This is a genomic window from Saccharothrix sp. BKS2, from assembly GCF_047689505.1.
GTDB lineage: Bacteria > Actinomycetota > Actinomycetes > Mycobacteriales > Pseudonocardiaceae > Actinosynnema > Actinosynnema lopnurensis.
The window spans coordinates 419,870-442,062 of the sequence record NZ_JAUQOL010000001.1 but is presented as its reverse complement, the minus strand read 5'-3'; the positions used below and the strand labels follow the sequence as shown (position 1 = coordinate 442,062).

Sequence of the window (22,193 nt, the reverse complement as noted above, 5' to 3'; positions counted from 1 at the left end):
GTCGCATCATCTCCCAACACCCGAGCGCTTGGAAGTTTCTACGCTTCCTTAACTTCACGACTTTGTGAAAAGACTGTAGCGTCCGGTCATGACATCTGCGATATCCGTGTCGGGCCTGGTCAAGACCTTCGGCCCGACGCGCGCGCTGGACGGTCTGGACCTGACCGTCCGGCAGGGGGAGGTGCACGGCTTCCTCGGCCCGAACGGTGCGGGCAAGTCGACCGCGATCCGGGTGCTGCTCGGCCTGCTGCGCGCCGACGCGGGCGCGGTGTCGCTGCTGGGCGGCGACCCGTGGCGGGACACCGCCGCGCTGCACCGCAGGCTCGCCTACGTGCCCGGCGACGTGAGCCTGTGGCCGAACCTGACCGGTGGCGAGGTCATCGACCTGCTGGGCCGGCTGCGCGGCGGGCTGGACGAGCGCCGCCGCGCCGAGCTGCTGGAGCGCTTCGAGCTGGACCCGCGCAAGAAGGGCCGCACCTACTCCAAGGGCAACCGGCAGAAGGTGGCCCTGGTCGCGGCGCTGGCGTCGGACGTGGAGCTGCTGATCCTCGACGAGCCGACCTCCGGGCTGGACCCGTTGATGGAGGCCGTGTTCCGGGAGTGCGTGGAGGAGCTGCGCGGCGAGCGGACCGTGCTGCTGTCGAGCCACGTGCTGGCCGAGGTCGAGGTGCTGTGCGACCGGGTCAGCATCATCCGCAACGGCCGGGCGGTGGAGACCGGCACGCTGGCCGAGCTGCGGCACCTGACCCGCACCGCCGTGTCCGCCGAGCTGGCCGGGGAGCCGGCGGGGCTGGCGGACCTGCCCGGTGTGCACGACCTGGTCGTGGACGGGCGGCGGGTGCGGTTCGAGGTGGACGGCGAGCACCTCGACGGCGCGCTGCGCTGCCTGGTCGGGGCCGGGGTGCGCGCGCTGACCAGCCGGCCGCCGACGCTGGAGGAGCTGTTCCTGCGGCACTACGAGGACGTGCGGCCGAGGGGTGCCGGGGCATCGGGTTCGGCGCCGGCGGGTTCGACGAGGTCTGGTTCGGGTCGGTCTGGTTCGGGTCAGGCGGACTCGGGCCAAGTGGACTCGGGCCAGGCGGACTCGGGCCAGGCGGACTCGGGCCAGGCGGACTCGGGCCAGGCGGACTCGGGCCAGGCGGACTCGGGCCAGGCGGACCCGGGCCGGTCGGGTCGGGTGTCGTCGTGACCGGTCTGGGCGCGCTGGTCCGCCTGGCGCTGCGGCGCGACCGGTTGCTGCTGCTCGCCTGGGTCGTCGGCCTGGTCGGCGTCACCGCGGTCACCGCCTCCGGCCTGCACGAGCTGTACGGCACGGTCGAGTCGCGCGGGCAGCTCGCCGCGACCGCCGGCGCGAACCCCGCGTTCCTGGCGATGCTCGGCCCGCTGCACGACGCCTCCACCGTGGGCGGGGTGCTGGCCTGGCGGTGGGGCGTGTTCGCCGCGCTGCTGGTCGGCCTGATGAGCGCGTTCCTGGTCACCCGGCACACGCGGGCCGAGGAGGAGACCGGCAGGCTGGAGCTGATCGGCTCGGCGGTGGTGGGCCGGCACGCGCCGCTCGCGGCCGCCCTCGTCACCGCCGTGGTGGCGAACGCGCTGGTCGGCGGGCTGACCGCGCTGGCGTTGATCGGCCTGGGCGAGGGCGTGGCAGGGTCGCTCGCGTTCGGCGCGGGGCTCGCCGCGGTCGGCCTGGTGTTCGCCGGCGCCGGCGCGGTCGCCGCGCAGCTGCCCGAGGGCACCCGCACCGCCAACGCCCTGGCCGGCGCCGTCCTGGGCCTGGCCTACCTGCTGCGGGCGGTCGGCGACGCGGCGGGGGAGCACGGGCCGACCTGGCTGACGTGGTGCTCGCCGCTGGGCTGGTTCGAGCAGCTCCGGCCGTTCGCCGGGAACCGGTGGCCGGTGCTGGCGCTGCCGGTGGCGTCGGCCGTCGCGCTGGTGGTGGTCGCGGCCGTGCTGGTGGTCCGGCGCGACCTCGGCGGCGGCCTGGTGCCCACGCGGCCGGGCCCGGCCCGCGCGTCCCGGTCGACGACCGGCGCGTTCGGCCTGGCGTGGCGGTTGCAGCGGGGGGTGCTGCTGGGCTGGGCGCTCGGCCTGCTCGTGCTGGGCGCGGTGTACGGGGCGGTCGCGCGGGGCGTCGAGGAGATGCTGGTGGACAACCCCGCGCTGCGGCAGGTGGTCGACCGGCTGGGCGGCTCCGGCGGGGTGGTGGACGCCTACCTGGCCTCGGTCCTCGGGATCGTCGCCCTGTTCGCCGCCGCCTACGCGGTGCAGGCGACGCTGCGGGCGCGGGCCGAGGAGGTGGAACTCCGCGCCGAACCGGTGCTGGCCACGCCGGTGAGCCGGGTCACGTGGCTCGGCGGCCACGTGGCGGTCGCGGTCGCGGGCTCGGTGGTCGTGCTCGCCGCGGCGGGGCTGGGCGCGGGGCTGGTGCACGGCCTGCGCGTGGGCGACGTCGGCGGCCAGGTGGTCCGGCTGGTCGGCGCGGCGCTGGCCCACGTGCCCGCGGTGTGGGTGGTCGCGGGCCTGGCGCTGGCGCTGTTCGCGCTGGTCCCGAAGCTGACCGCGGTGAGCTGGGCGGTGCTGCCCGCGTTCCTGGTGCTCGGCCAGCTCGGGCCGCTGCTGCGGCTCGACCGGTGGGCGACGGACCTCTCGCCGTTCACGCACGTGCCGAGGGTGCCCGGCGCGGAGGTGACCGCGGCCCCGCTGCTGTGGTTGACGCTGGTGGCGGCGGTGCTGGTGGGGGTCGGGCTGGTGGGCTTCCGGCGGCGCGATGTCGGCCAATAACTGAAAGTACTCTTTCAAAAGAACTCTTTCATGTCTATCGTCGGGGCCATGGACCTCCCACGGCCCCGACGGGTCACCGACGTCGACGCGCTCAAGGCGCTGGCCCACCCGCTGCGGGTGTCGCTGCTCAACCACCTGGTCGCGATCGGCCCGCGCACCGCCAGCGAGTGCGCCGAGGCGGTCGGCTCGTCCGCGTCCAACTGCAGCTGGCACCTGCGGCAGCTGGCGAAGTTCGGCTTCGTCGAGCGCGCCGACGCCGCCGGCGGCAGGGACCGGCCGTGGCGGGCCACGTCCGTCGGCTACGAGGTCGGCGGGTTCGACGACGACCCGGCGGTGCGCGCGCAGCAGGACGCGCTGCTGGTGCTCCAGCTCAACGAGGAGAACCGGCTGGCGCAGCGGTTCCTGGAGCGGCAGCACGCGCTGCCGGCGGAGTGGCTGGCGGCCTCCTCGCTGCACGGCTACTCCGTCAACGTGACCGCCGAGGAGCTGACCGGCCTGCTCGGCGCCATCGACGACCTGCTGCGCCCCTACCTGGTGCCCGTGCGCGAGGGCGTGCCCGAGGGCGCGCTGCCCGTCCACGTCGGCCTGCGGGCGTTCCCGCGGTGACCGGGCCGCTGGGGGTGCCCGCGTTCCGCCGGCTGTGGTCGGCCGGGATCGTCTCCGAGATCGGCGACTGGGTGCTGCTGGTCGCCCTGCCGGTGTACGTCTACCAGCGCACCGGCTCGGCGGCGGCCACCGCCACCACGTTCGTGGTCGCGCTGCTGCCGAGCCTGGTGCTGTCGCCGGTGGCCGGCGTGCTGGCCGACCGCTGGGACCGCCGCCGGCTCCTGGTGGTGGTCGCCCTCGCCCAGGCGGTCACCCTGTTGCCGCTGCTGAGCGGCGACCTGGTGGTGCTCAACGTGGTCACCGCGGTGCAGTCGGGGCTGGCGGCGCTGGGCCAGCCGGCCGTGAACGCGCTGCTGCCCACCCTCGTGCCCCGGGAGCGGGTGGTCGCGGCCAACGGGCTGGTCAGCCTCGGCAACAACCTCGCCCGCCTGGTCGGCGCGTCCCTGGGCGGCCTGCTGCTCGGGCACGCCGGGGTGTCCGGCGTGGTGCTGGTCGACGCGGTGTCGTTCCTGCTCGCCGCGGCGCTGCTGACCTCGCTGCTCCGCGGCCGGGGCCCGGCGGAGGCGGCCGGGCAGGTGGTGCCGCCGCACGTCCGGGGCGACACGCCCGGCGGGTCTCCGGAGGTGGCCGGGCGGGCGGCCGGGCAGGTGGTGCCGCCCTGGCGGGCCTGGGTGGACGGCCTGCGCGAGCTGCGCGGCCCGCTGCGGCCGCTGCTGGCCGTGGTCGTGCTGACGGCGACCGGTCAGGGCCTGTTCGTGGTGCTGTTCGTCGTGTTCGTGACCGAACGCCTCGGCGGCGGCGCGACGGAGGTGGGCCTGCTGCGCGGCGTGCAGGCGGTCGGCGGCCTGGTCGCGGGCCTGCTGGTGGGCGTGCCGGCCCGCCGGTTCGCCCCCGCCCGGCTGATGGGGGCCTCGCTGCTCGCCTACGCGGTCATCGCGGCCCTGGCCTGGAACGGCCCGCTCCTCACCACCGGGTTCGGCTTCTACCTCGCGGTGTTCGTGGTGGTGGGCGCGCCGAGCGTGCTCATCGGGGTCGGCCTGATGTCGGTGCTCCAGCTGTCGACCGCCGACGAGGTGCGCGGCCGGGTGCTGGCGACCTTCCTCGGCCTCTTCGACGCCTGCCAGGGCGTCGGCATGGTGCTGGCGGGCGCGCTGACGCCGCTGCTCGGCCTGGGCGCGCTGCTCAACGTCCAGGCGGGGTTGTCCCTGTTGGCGGGCGCGTTGGTGCTGGCGAAGCCCGGGGGAGCGCTGAGGTCCGGACCCGGTGAACGCCCGCCGGACCCCGGCGCGGCTCACATGCCCGTCGGCCCGCGCCCCGGCCCGCGACCGCGCCGCCGCAGGTAGCGCTCGAACTCGGCGGCGATCACGTCGCCGCTGGCCTCGGTGATCTGGATCTCCGCGTCGCCGCGCTCCTCCAGCGCCCGCACGTAGTTGCGCACGTCCTCGTCCTCGTCGGCCATCTCGCTGACCGTGCGCTCCCACTCCTCGGCCTGCTCCGGCAGCGCCCCGAGCGGGACCTCGACGTCGAGCACCTCCTCCACCCGGTGCAGCAGCGCCAGGGTCGCCTTGGGCGAGGGCGGCTGGGACACGTAGTGCGGCACGGCCGCCCAGAACGAGATCGCGGGCACCCCCGCCTGCACGCACAGGTCCTGGAACACGCCCACGATGCCGGTCGGCCCCTCGTACCGGGACCGCTCCAGCCCGTACTTCGAGGCGGCCGCGGCGTCGTAGGCGGTCCCGGTCACCGGCACCGGGCGGGTGTGCGGGGTGTCCATCAGCAGCGCGCCCAGCGTGACCACGGTGGTCACGCCCAGGTCCTCGATGTGGCCCAGCAGCTCGCCGGCGAACTTCCGCCAGCGCATGTTCGGCTCGATGCCGTGCACGAGCACCACGTCGGTCGCCGACCCCGGCGGGCGGCACACCGACAGCCTCGTGGTCGGGAATTCCACCCGTCGGGTGACGCCGTCCACCATGCGGACCGTGGGGCGGGTCACCTGGAAGTCGTAGTAGTCGTCCGGATCGACCTCGGCCAGCGGCGTCGCGTCCCACGTGAGTTGCAGGTGCTCGATCGCCGTGCTGGCGGCGTCGCCAGCGTCGTTCCACCCCTCGAAAGCCGCCACCATGATCGGGTTGGTGAGCGGTTTGCTGGGGTCGAAGGGGGTCTGGGCGGCCTGGTCCGGATCGGTCACCGGGCCAGCCTACGACCACCGGCGCGCACCCGACGCCGTAGGCTGGTCCACGCCGGGTCGTGTCCCGCCGCCGCTTCGGGGCGCGCCCGTGCGTCGTGGCCACCCCACCACCGAGGGTCGGGTAGGCGTCGCGTGGACCCGGGAAGGTCGTGGATGACGGTCGAGGCTGTGCTGTGGGACATGGACGGCACGCTGCTGGACTCGGAGAAGCTGTGGGACGTCCCGCTGTCCGAGTTCGTCGGGAAACTGGGCGGCACGCTGTCGCTGGAGACGCGTCAGCTGCTGGTCGGCACGAGCGTGCCCAGGACGATGGCGATCCTGTTCGCCGAGGTGGGCATCGACGACCCCGCCGAGGACGAGGTGCAGGACGGCGCGGCGTGGATCGTCCGCCGCACCGAGGAGGTGTTCCGCGCCGGCCTGCCGTGGCGGCCGGGGGCCCGGGAGGCGCTGCGCGCGGTGCGCGACTCCGGGGTGCCGATGGCGCTGGTCACCTCCACCGAGCGCGGGCTGACCGAGATCGCGCTGGACACCCTGGGGCGCGACCTGTTCGACGTGACGGTGTGCGGTGACGAGGTGGACGGGCTGAACAAGCCGCTGCCCGAGCCCTACCTGAAGGCGGCCCGCCTGCTGGGCGTCGACCCGGCGCGGTGCGTGGCGGTCGAGGACTCCCCGACCGGGGTGGCCTCCGCCGTGGCGGCCGGGTGCACGGTCCTGGTGGTGCCGTGCGACGTGCCGGTGCCGGGGGGCGAGCGCCGCGTGTTCCGCGACTCCCTGGTGGGCGTCGACCTGACGACGCTCGCCCCGCTGCTGGGCAGTTGACCCGGGTGGACCGCTGACCTGGCGGGATCGCCGGCCCGGCTGGGCCGCCGACCCCGGCTGCGCCACCGACCTCGGCTGGGCCACCGACCTCGGCTGGGCCACCGACCCCGGCTACACCGCCGACAGGCGGTCGGTCCGCCGCACCGCCGGGTCGACCAGCAGGCCGAACACCACGCCGAGACCCAGCCACAGGGTGGCCGTCTCGGCCAGGGACGCCAGCCTGAAGTCCCAGAGCACGCCGCTGGGCATGTCCTCGGGGATGGCGTCCGGCGCGGCCGGGAACAGCAGCAGCACCAGCGTCACCGCCGCCACCACGGCCAGCGCGACCGCCGTGGTCCGCAGCGGCGGCGACCAGTGGCCGAGGCGGGAGGCCAGCCAACTCGCCCCGAAGGCGATCAGCAGGCCCGAGGCGATCAGCGCCAGGTAGAGCACCGTGCGGTAGCCGACGGTCTCCGGGTCGCCCACCGCGGGCGGGTTCGCCGGGTACTTCACCGCAGGCAGCAGGGCCGCCGCGCCGAACGCCGCCGCCGCCAGCCACACCGCCCGGCTGAACGGCGGCCGGTCGGGGAACCAGCGCCGCGACCCGGCGTAGGCGGTGGCGAACAGCGCGCCCACCGCCACCCCGACCACGACCGCGGCCAGCACGCCGCCGAAGACCTGCACGCCCCGGCCGACCAGCTCGCCGTGGTCGTGGTCGCCGGCCCCCGGCGCGGCGGGCCGCGCCTCCTCGACGGCCAGCGCGGCGCGGATCGGCGCCTCGACCACGACCAGCCCGACCAGGCCCGCGAGCAGGCCGGACACCCCACCGGCGGCGAGCCCGCGCACCAGGTGGTCCCTGTAGGTGAGCACGGTGGCCCGCCTCAGTGGCACGGGACGCCGAGCGCGTGGCGCCCGTCGTGGAAGAACTCGTGGAGCGTCTCGGCGGCGTGGCCGATCGCCGCGCCGTTCTCCTGGAGCACCAGCCAGGTCACGGCCAGCGCGACCAGCGCGACGGCGTAGGCCCACCGGGGGACCTGGACTGGGGCGGACTGCGCGGGGCTCGTCATGACGGGCTCCTCCATACCTCGTGGAAGGTCAACAGGTGCCGTGGCCGGTCTCCTGACTCCCGGATCGACACCGTCCCCGCGCCTTCCCAGCCGCGGGTGCGGCCAGTGACGTGCTCGGCGGGTTGGCTCCCCGGTCACAGTGGCGAGGACCGCGCCGGATTCGCACCGGCTTCCCGTCCACCACGGCGAAGCGAACGTAAAGGCCGCCCGTCCCGCCGCACAACCGGCCGGACGTGTTGTCCGCCGGGTTCACCGCAACGCGCAGTCACCGCACTTGCCGCCGCCGTCGAGCCGGTAGTAGAGGCAGCAGCTGCGCCGCCGGAACGCGACCTCGCCGGGGAACGGGACGAAGTCCCCGCAACCCCGCAGCGGGGGTTCGGCGAACAGCTCCTCGCCCAGCGCGACGCACTCCTCCGCGCTCGCCGCCCCGCCGAGCGCCACGAACCGCAACGCCCCCGCCGCCGACGAGGCCGCGTTGCCCCACAGCAGGCCGGGCGCCACCGGGGCGACCGAGCGCACGGCCTCCACCACCGGCGCCAACGACTCGACGATCCCCACGCCCCCGACCGGCTCCTTGACCCGGACCCGCAGGCCGTCCGCGTCGTAGCGCCACCAGAGGTTGGCGGGCCGCACGTCCGGCGCCGTCCCGCCGACCGCGCGGGCGGCCACCACCGGGGACAGCAGCCGGGCGGTGTAGCTGAGGAAGAACAGCGAGGCGGCGACGCGCCGTTCGGCGGTGCGGTACCGGGCGGCGATCCGGTCCACGGTGGCGGGCAGGGCGGACCCGTCGAGCAGCGCGGCGCCGTCGTGCCAGCCCTCGTCGGGCCGGCCGACGTCGAGGGCGAAGAACGGGCTGAGGCCGCGGATCTGCCGCAGGGTGGTCAGGACTCGGGCGAACTCGGACACGTGGCCTAGTCTGCCGCCCGTGGACGCGCTGGGGTTGGGACTGTCCCTGGGCCTGGCGGCGAGCATCAGCCCCGGCCCCCTGCTGGTGCTGGTCGTGACGTCGGCGCTGCGGTCCGGCCGGCGGGCGGGCGTGCTGGCCGCGTGCGCGCCGCTGCTGTCGGACGCCGCGGTGGTCGGGGTGACGCTGCTGCTGCTCGGGCGGCTGCCGGAGCGGGCCCTGGGCGTGCTCGGCGTGGTCGGCGCCCTGTTCGTGGTGTGGAGCGGGGTGCGGACGGTGCGGGAGGCGCGCACGGCGTCGCTGGAGCCGGGGGCGTCCGCGTCCACGGCCGCGCCGGGCGTCGCGGCGCTGCGCCGGGCGGTGCTGGTGAACCTGCTCAGCCCCCACCCGTGGGTGGCGTGGGCGACCGCGCTGGGACCGCTGACCGTCACCACGTGGCGGGCGTCGACCGGGGCGGGGGTGGCGTTGCTGGTCGGTTTCTACGCGACCCTGGTGGGTGGGAAGGTGGTGATCGCGCTGGTGGTGGCGCGGGGGCGCCGGCACCTGGGTGACGCGGGTTACCGGCGGGCGCTGACGTTCGCCGGGGTGCTGCTGGGGTTGGCCGGGGTCGCCCTGGGCGTCGAGTTCGCGCCCACCCTGTTCGGGGGCTGAGCGCGGCTACGGCAGGTAGAAGGTCAGCACGTCCGACCGCACCGGCGGGAACAGCGTCCGCATCAGCTCCTCGTCCGGGCCCGGGTACACGTCGGGCTGCCGGGCGGTCAGCCCCTCGATCCCGTGCGGCCCGAACAGCAGCGACGCCACCATGTCCGGCGCCACGCCCGCCCCGCCCGCCGCGCCGGGGGCCTGCATCGTGCCGCCCACCGCCACCGGCCCCACCTCGCCGCCCGCGAACGGCATCCGCACGTGCGAGCGGTAGAACGACACCACCGCCTCGCCCTCCTCGCCGGCGAACCGCGCCGACGCCGCCAGCCGCGCCCCGAACACCGGCCGCAGGTGCTCCAGCAGCGCCACCGGGTCGGGGACGCGCACGTAGTAGGAGTTCGCCTCGGCCTTCGCCGGGGCCAGGAACGGCTCCAGCGCCGCGCCCGCGACCGTCCCCGGCCGCTCGGTCACCTCGGTCGCCCCGGTCAGGGCCAGCAGCGCGTGCGCGGCGGCCTCGTCCACCGCGGCCACCTCCGCCAGCCGCACCCCCTCCTCCGGCGGCGTGGTCCGGCCCGAGGCGACCGGCACACCGTCGCGCTCCACCAGCCACCCGGTGCTGCCGCCGCGCTCCACCAGCCACCGCCACAGCGGGGCGGAGTGCGGCATCCGCAGGTCGAACGGGGCCTGCTCGGCGTCCTGGAACCGGGCGAGGACGGGGATGTCGGCGGCGGTCGCCTCGCGCAGGGTGTGGCCGGCGCCGGTAGGCGTGCCCGTCACGTCCCGGGTGGCGGCGTACGGCACGGCGTAGGTGTAGCCGAACTGCCGGTAGAAGTAGGGGATGCCGAGCATGATGTTCACCAGGTGGCCGCGCGCGGCGGCCCGCTCGTGCGCCCAGCCCATCAGCGCGCGCACCGCGCCCCGGCCCTCGTAGCGCCGGTCGGTCGCCACCAGCTCGACTTGGCCCGCCGGGATTCCCAGCCCGCCCAGCACCAGCGTCTCGTCCAGCAGCGTCGCGGTGGACACCACCAGGTCGCCGTCCACGACGACCGCGCACGCCTCCCAGCCCGCGTCCGGGTCCTCCACCACCAGGCGGTGGTCCACGGCGTCCTCGGGCTCGCCCCGGTCGGCCAGCAGCGCGCCGATCCGCTCCAGGTCCTCCGGGCGTGCGGGCCGCAGCACCAGGCCGTCGCTGAGGGTCATCGCCGCAGTCTCCCGGCGGGTGTCCCGCCGCGCCACGGATTTTCGCCGGCGCGCGGGGCCCGCCGTGGCGCACAATCCCGCCCATGACCTGGCTGCCCGCCGACTTCGCCCACCCCACGCGCGTCGACCTCGACGCCGAGCACCACCTGCGCCCCATCCGGGAATCCGACGTGGACATCGACCACCCGGCCGTCATGGGCTCGCGCGAGCGGCTCTGGTCGCTCTACGGCGAGGCGTGGGGCTGGCCGCCCGCGACGATGACCCACGAGCAGGACCGCGTGGACCTCGCCCGGCACGAGCGGGAGCAGGACGCGCACGAGTCGTTCAACTACGCCCTGTTCGACGCCGACGAGACCGCGCTGCTCGGGTGCGTCTACATCGACCCGGCCGACGACGCCGACGCGCTGATCTCGTGGTGGGTGGTGGACGAGCACGTCGGCACGGACCTGGAGCGCGCGCTGGACGCGTTCGTGCCCCGGTGGATCGCGCGGGAGTGGCCCTTCGCCGAGCCGCGTTACGGCATCTAGGCGGGCGGTTCCCCGGTCACCGGGGAACTCCCGGGGCGGTCGCGGTAGCGGGTGCGGAAAGGCTCGCTCGCCGCCGGTCCCGCGGTGAACACGAAGTCGTCCCCGTCGACCCGGCGGCCGGTCCCGCGGTCCACCAGGACCGGCTCGGCCTCCTCGCCGGTCTCCGCGTCGACCAGGATCATGCTGCGCCCGGACGGGTCCAGCCGGGAGTTCCCCCACGCGGCCAGCGCCACCACCACGGGGCGCAGCGACCGCCCCAGTTCGGTGAGCCGGTACTCGTACCGCACGGGCCTGTCCTGGTAGGGCACGCGCTCCAGCAGGCCGTTGTCCACCAGGGTCTTCAGCCTGCCCGTCAACATGCTCGACGAGATGCCCAGGTTGGCCTGGAACTGGTCGAAGCGCCGGAAACCGTCGAACACGTCGTGCAGGATCAGCAGCGTCCACCACTCGCCGACGTGGCCCAGGGCCGTCGACAGCGGGCACTCGCGGTCCTCCAAGCGGATCTTGCTCGGCACGGGTTTGCCACCTCCCACAGTGGGTGCTAACTTCGAAGTCACTTACTTCTATTTTAGCACCGAGGAGGTGTCGTGCACGACTTCACGGGCAAGCGCGCCCTGGTCACCGGCGGTACCAGGGGCACCGGCGCGGCCGTCGCCGACCGGCTGAGCGCGGGCGGGGCCGCGGTGACCGTGGCCGCCCGGTCGCGGTCCGGCTCGGGACACGCCTTCATCGCCGCCGACCTGACCACCACCGAGGGCGCGGACGCCGTGGTCGAGCGGGTGCTCGCCGACGGCGGCGTGGACGTCCTGGTCCACGCGGCGGGCGGGTCCGGCGCGCCGACGGGCGGGTTCGCGGCGCTCACCGACGAGGTGTGGCGGGCCGAGCTGGAGCTGAACCTGCTGGGCGCCGTCCGGCTGGACCGCGGCCTGCTGCCGTCGATGGTCGCCAGGGGCTCGGGTTCGATCGTGCACATCTCGTCCATCCAGCGCCTGATGCCGCTGCACGAGGCGACGCTGGGCTACGCGGCGGCCAAGGCCGCGCTCACCACCTACAGCAAGGGCCTGGCCAACGAGGTCGCGCCGCACGGCGTGCGCGTCAACACCGTGGCCCCGGGCTTCATCCTGACCACCGCGGCCGACGCGCTGGTCGACCGCATCGCCGACGGGCGGGGCGTCGACACCGGGACGGCGCTCGGGCAGCTCATGGACTCCTTGGGCGGCATCCCGCTGGGCAGGCCCGCGCGACCGGAGGAGGTCGCCGAACTCGTGGCGTTCCTGGCCTCCGACCGCGCCTCCGCCATCACCGGGGCCGAGCACGTCATCGACGGCGGCACCGTCCGCACCGTCTGAGCCGAACGAGGAGAGCCGAGAATGACCGTCCCCCAGCCCGTCCTGACCTACCTGACCACGCCCAAGGCCGAACTCGGCCCCCGGCTGGCCGAGCTGTTCACCGAGGACGCCGTCGTCCACGACGACGGCCGCACGCACGTCGGCCTGGACGCCATCCGCGCCTGGACCGACGCCGTGGCCGCCGCGTTCACCTTCACCCGCACGGTCACCGACACCACCGCCGCGGGCAACGCCGTGGTCGTGCGGACCCGCGTGGCGGGTGACTTCCCCGGCAGCCCGGTGCACCTGCACCACCACTTCTCCCTGGACGGCGACCACATCAGCGCGCTGACGATCTGCCCGTGATCCGCCCGCGACCCCGGGGCCGGGGTCTGCCGGTCCGCCGCCGTTCGGGGGATGGGAGGATCAGGACCCGTGAAGACCTTCGACGAGCTGTTCGCCGAGCTGAGCGAACGCGCACGCACCCGCCCTGAGGGCTCCGCCACCGCCGCGGCTCTGGAGGCCGGGGTGCACGCGCAGGGCAAGAAGGTGCTGGAGGAGGCCGGCGAGGTCTGGATCGCCGCGGAGCACGAGTCCGACGAGCGCCTGGCCGAGGAGGTCTCGCAGCTGCTCTACCGCGTCCAGGTGCTGATGCTCGGCCGCGGCCTCACCCTCGAAGACGTCTACAAGCACCTGTGACCCCGGCGGCGCGGTCCGGCCCCGGACCGGTCCCGACCGCCGGGCGCCGCCGCGCCGTCCCCTGATGGGCGGGGTGCTCGCCGGGTTCGTCCCCATCTGGGTGCTCACCGCCATCGGGTTCGTCGCCGCCCGCACCGACGTGCTCGGCGACCGCGCGGAGTCCGTGCTCGGCCGGTTCGCGTTCTCCCTGGCCATGCCCGCGGTGCTGTTCACCACCCTGCTCGACGGCTCGCCCGCGGACCTGGCCAACCGCGGCGTGCTCGCGTTCGTGATCGGCACGGTCGTGGTCGGGGCGCTGGGGTTCGCGGTGCAGTGGCGGGTGTTCCGGCGGTCGCCGCCGGACCGGGTGCTCGGCGCGATGGCCGGCTCCTACGCCAACGCGGGCAACCTCGGCATCCCGGTCGCGGTCGGCGTGCTGGGCGACTCGTCGTTCGTGGTGGCGGTGCTGCTGTTCCAGCCCGTGGTGGTGATGCCGCTGGTGCTGGCGGCGGTGGAGGTCGGGTCCGGGCGGCGCGGCTCGGTCGCGCGCACCCTGGCCCTGCTGCCGGTGCGCAACCCGCTCATCCTCGGTTCGCTGCTGGGCGTGGCGTGCGCGCTGCTGGACGTGCGGCTGCCGGACCTGGTGCTGGAACCGGTGGCGGCCCTGGGCGCGGCGGCCGTGCCGACCGCGCTGGTGGCGCTCGGCCTGTCGCTGGGCGCGGCCCGCCCACCGCGGCCGGGCGGGCGGGCCGAGCTCGGCGCGGTGGTCGCGCTGAAGCTGCTGCTGCACCCGCTGGTGGTGTTCCTCGCGTGCCTGGCGCTCGACGTGACCGGCCCGCTGCGCCTGGCGGCCGTGGTGTGCGCGGCCCTGCCGACCGCGCAGAACGTCTACGTGCTGGCCCGCCGGTACCGGCCGGACCCGGGGCTGCAACGGGACGCGGTGCTGGTGTCCACCGCGGTGTCGATGGTCACGCTGTCGGTCGTGGTGCTGCTGCTGCGGTAGGCGCGTCGCCGCGCGGACGGCGCCGCCGGTCAGTCCGCCCGGTCGAGCGGCGTCTCCGCGCCCGCGTCCGGCTCGGGCCAGCCCGGGTAGGGCGGCGGGGTGCCGTCGAACGCCGGGCACAGCGCCTTGTGGTCGCAGTAGTCGCACATCCGGCTCGGGTTGGGCCGGAAGTCGCCGGAGCGCCCCGCGCGCAGGATGGCGTCCCAGATCGCCTCCAGCGTGCGCTCGAACCGGGCCAGCTCCGCCTCGTCCGGCTGGTAGGCCAGCGCCTGCCGGTCCGCCAGGTACATCAGCCGCAGCTGCCGGGGCACCACGCCGCGCAGCCGCCACAGCACCAGCGCGTAGAACTTCATCTGGAACAGCGCCTTGGCCTCGCCGACCTCGCGCGGCGCGGCGCCGGTCTTGTAGTCGACCACCCGGACCTCGCCGGTCGGCGCCACGTCCACCCGGTCGACGTACCCGCGCAGCAGCACCCCGGACGGCAGCTCCCACTCCACCAGCAGCTCGCGGGCGTCCGGGTCGAACCGGCGCGGGTCCTCCAGGCCGAAGTAGCCGTCCAGCAGCCCCTCCGCCGAGGCCAGCCACTCCTCCTGCTCCGGGTCGCCCTCGGCGAACAGCTCCGCGAACTCCGGCCGCTCCGCCCGCACCCGCTCCCACGCGGGCCCCACCAGCTCCCGCGCCCGCTCCGGCACCCGCTCGGCGGCGGGCAGGGCGAACAGGTCCTCCAGCACCGCGTGCACCACCGTGCCGCGCACCTGCGGCCTGGTCGGCTTCTCCGGCAGCCGGTCGACCGCCCGGAACCGGTAGAGCAGCGGGCACTGCTTGAAGTCGCCCGCCCGGGAGGGCGACAACGCGGGCCTGCGGACAGGGCGGTCGGTGGTCGTCGGCGCTGCCATGGCGATGACCATAAGCCACACCCCCGACAACGACGCCCGCCGCGACAACCCGACCCGGCGATCAAACAGCTTCACCACACCCCTGCCCCTAGGCTTCGGACGTGACGACAACCGGCAGTTGGCGACGGCAGGTCGGCCGGGACGGCGGGCTGCCGCTGTTCCGCGCGGCCGGTATCCCCGTGCTGCTCGCACCCTCCTGGTGGCTCGGCTCGGCCGCCATCGTCGCGCTCTACGCCCCCATGGTCAGCCGCCTCGTCCCCGGCGCGGACGGCACCACCGGCGTGCTGCTGGCCGCCACCTTCGCGGTCTTCCTGGGACTGTCCGTGCTGGCCCACGAGCTGGGCCACAGCCTGGTCGCGCTCCGCCTCGGCCTGCCCGTCCGCCGCCTGCGCCTGTTCCTGCTCGGCGGCGTGTCGGAGGTCATGCGCACCCCGACCCGCCCCGGCCACGAGGGCGCCATCGCCGTCGCCGGCCCGCTGGTCTCGATCTTCCTGGCGGGGGTGTTCGCCCTGGCCGCCGTCGCGATGCCGGCGCCGGACGCGATCTGGCTGCTGGTCGCCCAGACGGCCTTCGCCAACGCCGCCGTCGCGGTGTTCAACCTGCTCCCGGGCCTGCCGCTGGACGGGGGCCGGATCCTGCGCGCGGGGGTGTGGGCCGTCACGGGGCGCCGGGCCTCGGGCACCAAGGCCGCGGTGGCGGGCGGCGGCGTGGTGGCCGCAATGCTGGTCGTGTGGGCGGTATGGGGCGTGCTGGAGGGCAGCGAGGACCGCTGGGTCCGGTTCGGGGTGTGCCTGCTGACCGCCTGGTTCGTGCTGGCGGGCGCCCACGGCGAGCTGACCGCCGAGCACCGGCGCACCTGGCCGGAGGGGCTGACGCTCACCGAGCTCGTCCGCCCGGTCCTCCAGCTGCCCGCCGAGAGCCCGGTGTCCGGCGCGCTCACCGCGTCCGCGGGCCGGGGCGTGGTCCTGGTCCGCGCGGACGGCGTGGCCGCGGGGCTGCTCGACCGCGAGATGGCCCGCCGCCTGGCCTCGACCTCGCCGCACGCGCCCGCCGAGCAGGCCGCCGTGCCGATCCGGCCGGAGACCGTGCTGCTGGAGAACGAGAGCGGCGACGAGGTGGTCGAGCGCGTGCGAGGCACCGCCGCCTGGGAGTACCTGGTGGTCGACCTGGAGGGCCGCCCGGCGGGCGTGCTGCGCCGCGAGGACCTCAAGGCCGCCCTGGACCGCCGCTGAGGGGACCGCCGACGGGACCCCCGCCCCGACCGCCGAGCAGCCCGGCGTCCTGCGCCAGTATCGCCGCCTGCACCCGCGACCTCAGGTCCAGCTTCGTCAGCACCCGCGACACGTGCGTCTTCACCGTCGTCTCGCCGATGTGCAGCTTTCGCCCGATCTGGTGATTCGACAGCCCCTCGCCGAGGCACCGCAGCACCTCGACCTCCCGCTCGGTCAGCGCGTCCAACCCGGCCGGCCGGACCCGTGGCGCGGTGGCGGCGAACTCCCGCATCACCCGCCGGGTCACGGCCGGCGCGAGCACCCCGTCCCCGGCCGCGACCCGCCGCACCGCCTCGACCAGCGCGGACGCCTCCACGGACTTCAGCAGGAACCCCGCCGCGCCCGCCCGCAGCGCGCCGTGCACGTACTCGTCCAGGTCGAACGTGGTCAGCACCAGCACCTCGCACACCCCGGCCAGCTGCCGGGTCGCCTCGATGCCGTCGGTGCCGGGCATCCGGATGTCCATCAGCACCACGTCCGGCCGCAGCGCCCGCGCCAGCCGCACCGCCGCCGCGCCGTCCCCGGCCTCGCCCACCACCTCGACGCCCTCGGCGCCGCCCAGGATCATCACCAGGCCCGCGCGGATCGCCGCGTGGTCGTCGGCCACCAGCACCCGGACGACCGAGCCGGTCACAGCGGCAGCTCCGCCCGCACGACCCACTCGCCGCCCTCCCGGCCGGCCGAGCACCGGCCGCCCACCGCGTGCGCCCGTTCCGCCATGCCCACCAACCCCGTCCCCGACCCGTCCCCCGACGCGCCGCGCCACTCGTTGCGCACGACCACCACCAACCGCCTGACCTGCCGTTCCAGCGCCACCGACGCCCACGCGCCGGACGCGTGCTTCACCGCGTTGGTCAGCGCCTCCTGCACGATCCGGTAGGCGGCGACGTCCACCGCCGTCGGCAGCCCGGTGACGTCCGCCTCCCGCAACGCCACGTCCAGCCCGCCCGCGCGGGCCGACTCGACCAGCCGTCCGACGTCGACCAGCCGCACCGCCACCGGCTCGTCCACGGGGTCGTCGGCGCGCAGCACGTCGATCATCATCCGCATCTCCGCCAGCGCCCGCACGCTGTTCTCGCGCACCGCCCTGAGCACCGCGCGCGAGGTGCCCGGGTCGCCGTCGCGCAGCGACAGCACCGCCTCGGACTGGATGGCGATCGCGGCCAGGTGCCCGGCCACCACGTCGTGCAGGTCGCGGGCCATCCGGGTGCGCTCGGCGGCGACCGCCGCCCGCCGGTCCAGCTCGACGATCCGGGCCATCTGCTCGGCCCCCTCCCGGTGCCGCCGGACGTTGGTCGCCCACCACACCGGCACCACGAGCAGCGAGAACACCTGCAACCCGGCGTAGAAGGACAGCCGCCAGTCCCCGAGCACCGCCACCACGGCGGCGATGCCGACGGTGAGCGCGGCCACCGCCCCGACCAGCACCCGGTGCAGCCGGCGCGGGCCGTGCAGGGCGGCCACGAACAGCACGTCGACGCACACCACGACCACCGGCATGCTCAGGTCCAGGTAGAGGTCGACCAGGGTGGCCGCGGAGACGACGACCAGCGCCGCCACCGGCGCGCTGCGGCGGAACACCTGGCCGGCGCACGCCACCGCCAGGACGGCCACCCGGACACCGGTCGGGGTCGTCCCGTCCCGCCCGCCCACGACCAGGTCCAGGTCCAGTCGGTAGACCAGCAGCCCCAGGCCGAAGGAGGCCACCGCCACCAGCAGGTCGTGGTGTCTCCGGGGCAGCTCCACCCCGCCATCACAGCACAGCCGCGCGCACCGGGCGTCCTCCGAAGTGATGACCTCCGGTCGGTCGGCCCGACGACGCGCCGGAACCCCTCCGAACAGCACCGTTGCCCCGTGGCCGATCCGTTGGTGTTCGTGGTGGTGGCGTGCGAGGTCGGGTTCTGGGTCGTGCTGGCCGCCGGGCTGCTGGCCCGGTACGCGCTGCGCGCGCCCCGGCTGGGCGCGGTCCTGCTGGTCTGCACGCCGCTGGTGGACGTGGTGCTGCTGGTGGCGACCGTCCTCGACCTGAGGGCGGGGGGCGAGGCGAAGCCCGCGCACGGGCTCGCCGCGGTCTACCTCGGGGTGAGCGTGGCGTTCGGCCACAGCCTGCTCCGGTGGGCCGACCAGCGGTTCGCGCACCGCTTCGCCGGTGGTCCGCCGCCGGAGGAGCCGCCGCGGCGCGGGCCGGCGCGGGTCCGCCACGAGTGGCGCGAGTGGGGGCGGTTCGCCCTCGCCTGGGCCGTCACCTGCGGGGTGGTGGTGCTGCTGGTGGCGGTCGTGGGCGAGCCGGAGCGCACGCGGCCGCTGTGGGACCAGGTGCGGGGCATGACCGTGGTGGGGCTGGTCTGGCTGGTCGGCTGGCCCATCTACCACACCCTCACCGAGAAGGGGGAGGGGTGAGCGGCGCGGGGGCCGGTGCCGCCGGGAGACCGCGGCGGCCACCGTGCGACCATCGTGCGCTGTTGACGCGCTTTTAGCAGGAGGTTCGCCGCGGTGAGCACCGCCAGTGGTCCGTTCCGACCGGGAGACCGGGTGCAGTTGACCGACCCGAAGGGACGGCACTACACGATCGTGCTCGAACCGGGCCGGGAGTACCACACCCACCGCGGCGCCCTGCCGCACGACAAGCTGATCGGGCAGCCGGAGGGCTCGGTGGTCGTCTCGGTCGGCGGCACGTCGTTCCTGGCGCTGCGGCCCCTGCTGCCCGACTACGTGCTGTCCATGCCGCGCGGCGCGCAGGTGATCTACCCCAAGGACGCCGCCCAGATCGTCATGTACGGCGACGTGTTCCCGGGCGCCCGGGTGCTGGAGGCCGGCGCCGGGTCCGGGGCGCTGACCTGCTCGTTGTTGCGGGCGGTGGGGGAGAAGGGCTCCGTCACCTCCTACGAGGTGCGCCAGGACCACGCCGACCACGCCATCCGCAACGTCGAGCAGTTCTTCGGCGAGCGGCCCGGCAACTGGTCGCTGACCGTGGGCGACGTGGTCGACCACACCGGCGAGGTCGACCGGGTGGTGCTCGACATGCTCGCACCGTGGGACGTGCTGCCGACCGTGGCGCGCAGCCTGATCCCGGGCGGCGTGCTCGTGGTCTACGTGGCGACCACGACCCAGCTGTCCAAGGTCACCGAGGCGATCCGGGAGCAGCAGCACTGGACCGAGCCGCACGCCTGGGAGACGCTGGTGCGGCCGTGGCACGTGGTGGGCCTGGCCGTGCGCCCCGAGCACCGGATGATCGCCCACACCGCGTTCCTGCTGACCACCCGCAGGCTCGCCGACGGCGTCACCCCGCCCCGCCCGCAGCGCCGCCCGTCGAAGGGCTGACCGGCGAGGACGGCCCCGCGCACCGGTTCGGTGCGCGGGGCCGTCGCACGACCGGGGGTCACTTGTCGCAGGCGACCCAGCCCTGATCGGTCTTGCGCAGGTAGAGGGTGTCCTCCTGGTCCTTCATCAGGGCCTTCATCTCCTCGGGCACGTTCTCGTACGCGACCTTCATGGTGGCCTCGGCCGTCGTGTCCGAGGTCTCCTTCACGTCGCCGGCCGTGGCGGTGATCTTGATGTTCTTCGCCGCCTCGATCGACTTCTTGGCGCTCTCCCGCATCTCCGGCGGCAGGCCCTCCAGCTGCTTCTCGATCTCCTCCAGCTGGCTGTTCGCGTCGTAGAGCTTGCGCATGTCGTCGACGTTGTCCTGGTACTCCGGGCACGTCAGCGAGCGCATCTTGTCGAAGTCCTTGTCGGTGAGCGCCGCCGCGAAGCCCTTCGCGGCGTCCTCGGGGGAGCCGTTGCCCCCGCCGCCACCGAGGGTGAGGAACAGCACCGCCACGACCGCGATCACCAGCACGCCGCCGCCCGCCAGGACCCACGGCAGGGGGCTCTTCTTGCGCGGTGTGCCGTAGGGGTCGCCGAAACCACCCGGTTGGCCGTAACCGGGCTGGTTGAACTGGCCCGGCTGGCCGTAGGGCTGCTGGCCGTAACCGGGCTGACCGGGCTGACCCGGCTGCCCGGGACCGGGCTGACCCGGCTGACCGGGCTGCCCCCAGGCGCCCGGCGGGGGGCCGTAGCCCGGCTGCTGCCCACCCTGTGGGAAACCCTGGGGCGGGGGAGGGTACCCGCCGGGCTGCTGGCCGAACCCCGGTTGCGGGCCGAACTGGCCTGGTTGTTGGCCGAACGGCCCCGGCTGCTGACCGTGGGGATCCGGCTGCTGCGGCGGGACGGACATCACTTCTCCTAGAACTTTCCGCTGGTGGCAGTGGACACTGCCCGGACCACGCGAGTGGGTCGTTCGTGTTGGACGCACGGTAGCGGGTGGGCGGTTCCGGCAGACACCGGTATGGAGCAGTCGATCCGGCCGAGCGGGCGGTTGTGTGATCACCCAACACCCGGGAAGGCGCTGGGTGGCGGCTTTTGTCGGTGATCGCCGGTACCGTTGTCGTACGAACACGGGAGGAGGGTGCCGACATGCAGCACGGTCATCCCGGCAGCCAGCCCGATGAGGGTGGCGAGCTGAACACGGGCAACAACTCTGGTGAGCTGACTGCGCAGATCCGGTTCCTCGAGGACGAGATCGCGTTGCTGCGCCGCAAGTTGACGGAATCCCCACGACACGTCCGCCTGCTGGAGCAGCGGTTGGCCGAGGCCACGGAGCGCGTCAGCCAACTGACCGAGCGCAACACGAAGCTCATCGACACCCTTCGGGAAGCGCGGGGCCAGCTGCTGGCGCTGCGCGAGGAAGTGGACCGCCTCGCCCAGCCGCCCAGCGGCTACGGCGTGTTCCTGGCGCGGTTCGACGACGGAACGGTGGACGTGTTCACCTCCGGTCGTCGGATGCGCGTCTCCGTGTCGCCCGCGGTCGACACGTCGTCCCTGGTCCTGGGCCAGTCGGTGCGCCTGAACGAGGCGTTGACCGTGGTCGAGGGCGGCGGCTTCGAGCGCACCGGCGAGGTCTGCACGCTGCGCGAGGTCCTGGAGTCCGGCGAGGAGGACACCTCGATCGGCCGGGCCCTGGTCGTGGGCCACGCCGACGAGGAGCGGGTGGTCTGGCTCGCCCAGCCGTTGATGGACGCGCCGCTCAAGTCGGGCGACTCGCTGCTGGTCGACTCCAAGGCCGGGTTCGCCTACGAGCGGGTCCCCAAGGCCGAGGTCGAGGACCTGGTGCTGGAGGAGGTGCCCGACGTCAAGTACGAGGACATCGGCGGCCTGTTCCGGCAGATCGAGCAGATCCGCGACGCCGTGGAGCTGCCCTTCCTGCACGCCGACCTCTTCCGCGAGTACAAGCTGCGCCCGCCCAAGGGCGTGCTGCTCTACGGCCCTCCCGGCTGCGGCAAGACGCTCATCGCCAAGGCGGTGGCCAACTCCCTGGCCAAGCAGGTCAGCCGCGCGCGTGGCGAGGACCACCGCGAGGCCAAGAGCTACTTCCTCAACATCAAGGGCCCCGAGCTGCTCAACAAGTTCGTCGGCGAGACCGAGCGGCACATCCGCCTGATCTTCCAGCGGGCCCGCGAGAAGGCGTCCGAGGGCACCCCGGTGATCGTGTTCTTCGACGAGATGGACTCGATCTTCCGCACCCGCGGCAGCGGCGTGTCCTCCGACGTGGAGACCACGATCGTGCCCCAGCTCCTCAGCGAGATCGACGGCGTCGAGGGCCTGGAGAACGTGATCGTGATCGGCGCCTCCAACCGCGAGGACATGATCGACCCGGCCATCCTGCGCCCCGGCCGGCTCGACGTGAAGATCAAGATCGAGCGCCCGGACGCCGAGGGCGCGAAGGACATCTTCAACAAGTACCTCACGCCCGACCTGCCGATCCACGCCGACGACCTCGCGGAGTTCGGCGGCGACCCGTCGGCCTGCATCGAGGGCATGGTGCAGCACACGGTCGAGCGGATGTACGAGGAGTCCGAGGAGAACCGGTTCCTGGAGGTCACCTACGCCAACGGTGACAAGGAGGTCCTGTACTTCCGGGACTTCAACTCCGGCGCCATGATCCAGAACATCGTCGACCGCGCCAAGAAGGCGGCCATCAAGAGCCTGCTGGACACCAAGCAGCCGGGTCTGTCGGTGCGCCACCTGCTCGACGCGATCGTGGACGAGTTCGCCGAGAACGAGGACCTGCCCAACACGACCAACCCGGACGACTGGGCGCGGATCTCGGGCAAGAAGGGCGAGCGGATCGTCTACATCCGCACGCTGGTCACCGGCAAGAACCAGGAGTCGGGCCGGGCCATCGACACGGCCACGAACACCGGTCAGTACCTGTAGCACGGGCGGCACCCCGCTACGGGAGCGACCGCCAGGAAGCCCGTCCGGC

General features: G+C 74.5%; 25 protein-coding genes, 1 pseudogene and 1 riboswitch. Of the genes and pseudogenes, 16 read left to right on the top strand and 10 right to left on the bottom strand.

Annotation, left to right across the window (positions count from 1 at the left end; translation table 11 throughout):
• Positions 1 to 88 precede the first annotated feature (88 nt).
• The 4 genes and pseudogenes from Q5530_RS01475 to Q5530_RS01460 form a co-directional block, all read left to right on the top strand.
• Positions 89 to 961 (top strand): annotated as a pseudogene (locus tag Q5530_RS01475) (ATP-binding cassette domain-containing protein); the annotation flags it as partial.
• A gap of 224 nt (positions 962 to 1,185) precedes the next feature.
• Positions 1,186 to 2,781, top strand: a complete 1,596-nt coding sequence (locus Q5530_RS01470) for an ABC transporter permease (RefSeq protein WP_415360153.1) — start codon at positions 1,186 to 1,188, stop codon at positions 2,779 to 2,781.
• A gap of 48 nt (positions 2,782 to 2,829) precedes the next feature.
• On the top strand, positions 2,830 to 3,387 hold the full coding sequence (locus tag Q5530_RS01465; RefSeq protein WP_415360152.1) for an ArsR/SmtB family transcription factor: 558 nt from the start codon (positions 2,830 to 2,832) through the stop codon (positions 3,385 to 3,387).
• The gene (locus Q5530_RS01460; protein WP_415360150.1) at positions 3,384 to 4,730 is read left to right on the top strand and encodes an MFS transporter; all 1,347 of its coding nucleotides are present in this window, start codon (positions 3,384 to 3,386) and stop codon (positions 4,728 to 4,730) included. The genes Q5530_RS01465 and Q5530_RS01460 overlap by 4 nt, the downstream gene beginning before the upstream one ends.
• Here Q5530_RS01460 and Q5530_RS01455 read toward each other — a convergent pair.
• Complete coding sequence (locus Q5530_RS01455; RefSeq protein ID WP_380633735.1) at positions 4,679 to 5,575, bottom strand: PAC2 family protein; 897 nt, start codon at positions 5,573 to 5,575, stop codon at positions 4,679 to 4,681. The genes Q5530_RS01460 and Q5530_RS01455 overlap by 52 nt on opposite strands.
• 153 nt (positions 5,576 to 5,728) lie before the next feature.
• Here Q5530_RS01455 and Q5530_RS01450 point away from each other — a divergent pair, with 153 nt between their 5' ends.
• Positions 5,729 to 6,394 (top strand): HAD family hydrolase, encoded by a 666-nt coding sequence (locus tag Q5530_RS01450; protein ID WP_415360149.1) that lies wholly within the window; start codon positions 5,729 to 5,731, stop codon positions 6,392 to 6,394.
• A gap of 111 nt (positions 6,395 to 6,505) precedes the next feature.
• On the opposite strand, the gene Q5530_RS01445 is transcribed toward Q5530_RS01450, so the two are convergent.
• The 3 genes from Q5530_RS01445 to Q5530_RS01435 all read right to left on the bottom strand — a co-directional run bounded on the left by Q5530_RS01445 (position 6,506) and on the right by Q5530_RS01435 (position 8,346).
• Complete coding sequence (locus tag Q5530_RS01445; protein WP_415360148.1) at positions 6,506 to 7,243, bottom strand: CbtA family protein; 738 nt, start codon at positions 7,241 to 7,243, stop codon at positions 6,506 to 6,508.
• A gap of 11 nt (positions 7,244 to 7,254) precedes the next feature.
• A complete protein-coding gene (locus tag Q5530_RS01440) occupies positions 7,255 to 7,440 on the bottom strand; it encodes a CbtB-domain containing protein (protein WP_380633741.1) in 186 nt (61 codons plus the stop codon).
• A 24-nt stretch (positions 7,441 to 7,464) separates the two neighbouring features.
• A riboswitch (cobalamin riboswitch) is annotated at positions 7,465 to 7,640 on the bottom strand.
• A 49-nt stretch (positions 7,641 to 7,689) separates the two neighbouring features.
• Positions 7,690 to 8,346 carry a (2Fe-2S)-binding protein gene (locus tag Q5530_RS01435; RefSeq protein WP_415360146.1) on the bottom strand — a complete coding sequence of 219 codons (657 nt, stop codon included), beginning with the start codon at positions 8,344 to 8,346 and terminating at the stop codon, positions 7,690 to 7,692.
• 19 nt (positions 8,347 to 8,365) lie between these two features.
• On the opposite strand from Q5530_RS01435, the gene Q5530_RS01430 reads away from it, so the two are divergent.
• Positions 8,366 to 8,995, top strand: a complete 630-nt coding sequence (locus Q5530_RS01430) for a LysE family translocator (protein ID WP_415360144.1) — start codon at positions 8,366 to 8,368, stop codon at positions 8,993 to 8,995.
• 6 nt (positions 8,996 to 9,001) lie between these two features.
• Here the strand turns inward: Q5530_RS01430 and Q5530_RS01425 are convergent, their stop codons facing one another.
• The gene (locus Q5530_RS01425; RefSeq protein WP_415360142.1) at positions 9,002 to 10,186 is read right to left on the bottom strand and encodes a GNAT family N-acetyltransferase; all 1,185 of its coding nucleotides are present in this window, start codon (positions 10,184 to 10,186) and stop codon (positions 9,002 to 9,004) included.
• An 83-nt stretch (positions 10,187 to 10,269) separates the two neighbouring features.
• Between Q5530_RS01425 and Q5530_RS01420 the strand changes: the two genes are divergently transcribed.
• The gene (locus Q5530_RS01420) at positions 10,270 to 10,713 is read left to right on the top strand and encodes an N-acetyltransferase (RefSeq protein WP_415360140.1); all 444 of its coding nucleotides are present in this window, start codon (positions 10,270 to 10,272) and stop codon (positions 10,711 to 10,713) included.
• Here Q5530_RS01420 and Q5530_RS01415 read toward each other — a convergent pair.
• Positions 10,710 to 11,228, bottom strand: a complete 519-nt coding sequence (locus tag Q5530_RS01415) for a winged helix-turn-helix transcriptional regulator (protein WP_415360138.1) — start codon at positions 11,226 to 11,228, stop codon at positions 10,710 to 10,712. The genes Q5530_RS01420 and Q5530_RS01415 overlap by 4 nt on opposite strands.
• Before the next feature lie 72 nt (positions 11,229 to 11,300).
• Between Q5530_RS01415 and Q5530_RS01410 the strand changes: the two genes are divergently transcribed.
• From Q5530_RS01410 to Q5530_RS01395, 4 genes are all read left to right on the top strand, one after another.
• Positions 11,301 to 12,062 (top strand): SDR family oxidoreductase, encoded by a 762-nt coding sequence (locus Q5530_RS01410; RefSeq protein ID WP_415360137.1) that lies wholly within the window; start codon positions 11,301 to 11,303, stop codon positions 12,060 to 12,062.
• Positions 12,063 to 12,083: 21 nt separating this feature from the next.
• On the top strand, positions 12,084 to 12,407 hold the full coding sequence (locus Q5530_RS01405; protein ID WP_415360135.1) for a nuclear transport factor 2 family protein: 324 nt from the start codon (positions 12,084 to 12,086) through the stop codon (positions 12,405 to 12,407).
• Positions 12,408 to 12,476: 69 nt separating this feature from the next.
• A complete protein-coding gene (locus tag Q5530_RS01400) occupies positions 12,477 to 12,740 on the top strand; it encodes a phosphoribosyl-ATP diphosphatase (RefSeq protein ID WP_033434999.1) in 264 nt (87 codons plus the stop codon).
• 64 nt (positions 12,741 to 12,804) lie between these two features.
• On the top strand, positions 12,805 to 13,722 hold the full coding sequence (locus Q5530_RS01395; RefSeq protein WP_415360132.1) for an AEC family transporter: 918 nt from the start codon (positions 12,805 to 12,807) through the stop codon (positions 13,720 to 13,722).
• 29 nt (positions 13,723 to 13,751) lie between these two features.
• Here Q5530_RS01395 and Q5530_RS01390 read toward each other — a convergent pair whose 3' ends face one another.
• Positions 13,752 to 14,630: a RecB family exonuclease gene (locus tag Q5530_RS01390; protein ID WP_380633749.1), complete on the bottom strand. Its 879-nt coding sequence runs from the start codon at positions 14,628 to 14,630 to the stop codon at positions 13,752 to 13,754.
• Between the two features lie 89 nt (positions 14,631 to 14,719).
• Between Q5530_RS01390 and Q5530_RS01385 the strand changes: the two genes are divergently transcribed.
• Entirely contained in the window at positions 14,720 to 15,850 is a 1,131-nt protein-coding gene (locus Q5530_RS01385; protein ID WP_415360130.1) for a site-2 protease family protein, read from the top strand.
• Here Q5530_RS01385 and Q5530_RS01380 read toward each other — a convergent pair.
• Positions 15,825 to 16,523 (bottom strand): response regulator, encoded by a 699-nt coding sequence (locus Q5530_RS01380; protein ID WP_415360129.1) that lies wholly within the window; start codon positions 16,521 to 16,523, stop codon positions 15,825 to 15,827. The genes Q5530_RS01385 and Q5530_RS01380 overlap by 26 nt on opposite strands.
• A complete protein-coding gene (locus Q5530_RS01375; protein ID WP_415360127.1) occupies positions 16,520 to 17,635 on the bottom strand; it encodes a sensor histidine kinase in 1,116 nt (371 codons plus the stop codon). The genes Q5530_RS01380 and Q5530_RS01375 overlap by 4 nt, the downstream gene beginning before the upstream one ends.
• 108 nt (positions 17,636 to 17,743) lie before the next feature.
• On the opposite strand from Q5530_RS01375, the gene Q5530_RS01370 reads away from it, so the two are divergent.
• Both Q5530_RS01370 and Q5530_RS01365 read left to right on the top strand, forming a co-directional pair.
• The gene (locus Q5530_RS01370) at positions 17,744 to 18,289 is read left to right on the top strand and encodes a hypothetical protein (RefSeq protein ID WP_415360126.1); all 546 of its coding nucleotides are present in this window, start codon (positions 17,744 to 17,746) and stop codon (positions 18,287 to 18,289) included.
• A gap of 93 nt (positions 18,290 to 18,382) precedes the next feature.
• Positions 18,383 to 19,210, top strand: a complete 828-nt coding sequence (locus Q5530_RS01365) for a tRNA (adenine-N1)-methyltransferase (RefSeq protein WP_415360124.1) — start codon at positions 18,383 to 18,385, stop codon at positions 19,208 to 19,210.
• Between the two features lie 58 nt (positions 19,211 to 19,268).
• On the opposite strand, the gene Q5530_RS01360 is transcribed toward Q5530_RS01365, so the two are convergent.
• Positions 19,269 to 19,727: a hypothetical protein gene (locus Q5530_RS01360; protein ID WP_415360123.1), complete on the bottom strand. Its 459-nt coding sequence runs from the start codon at positions 19,725 to 19,727 to the stop codon at positions 19,269 to 19,271.
• 75 nt (positions 19,728 to 19,802) lie between these two features.
• On the opposite strand from Q5530_RS01360, the gene Q5530_RS01355 reads away from it, so the two are divergent.
• The gene (locus Q5530_RS01355) at positions 19,803 to 20,117 is read left to right on the top strand and encodes a hypothetical protein (RefSeq protein WP_415360121.1); all 315 of its coding nucleotides are present in this window, start codon (positions 19,803 to 19,805) and stop codon (positions 20,115 to 20,117) included.
• 227 nt (positions 20,118 to 20,344) lie between these two features.
• Complete coding sequence (gene arc / locus Q5530_RS01350; protein WP_380633761.1) at positions 20,345 to 22,144, top strand: proteasome ATPase; 1,800 nt, start codon at positions 20,345 to 20,347, stop codon at positions 22,142 to 22,144.
• Positions 22,145 to 22,193: the final 49 nt, after the last annotated feature.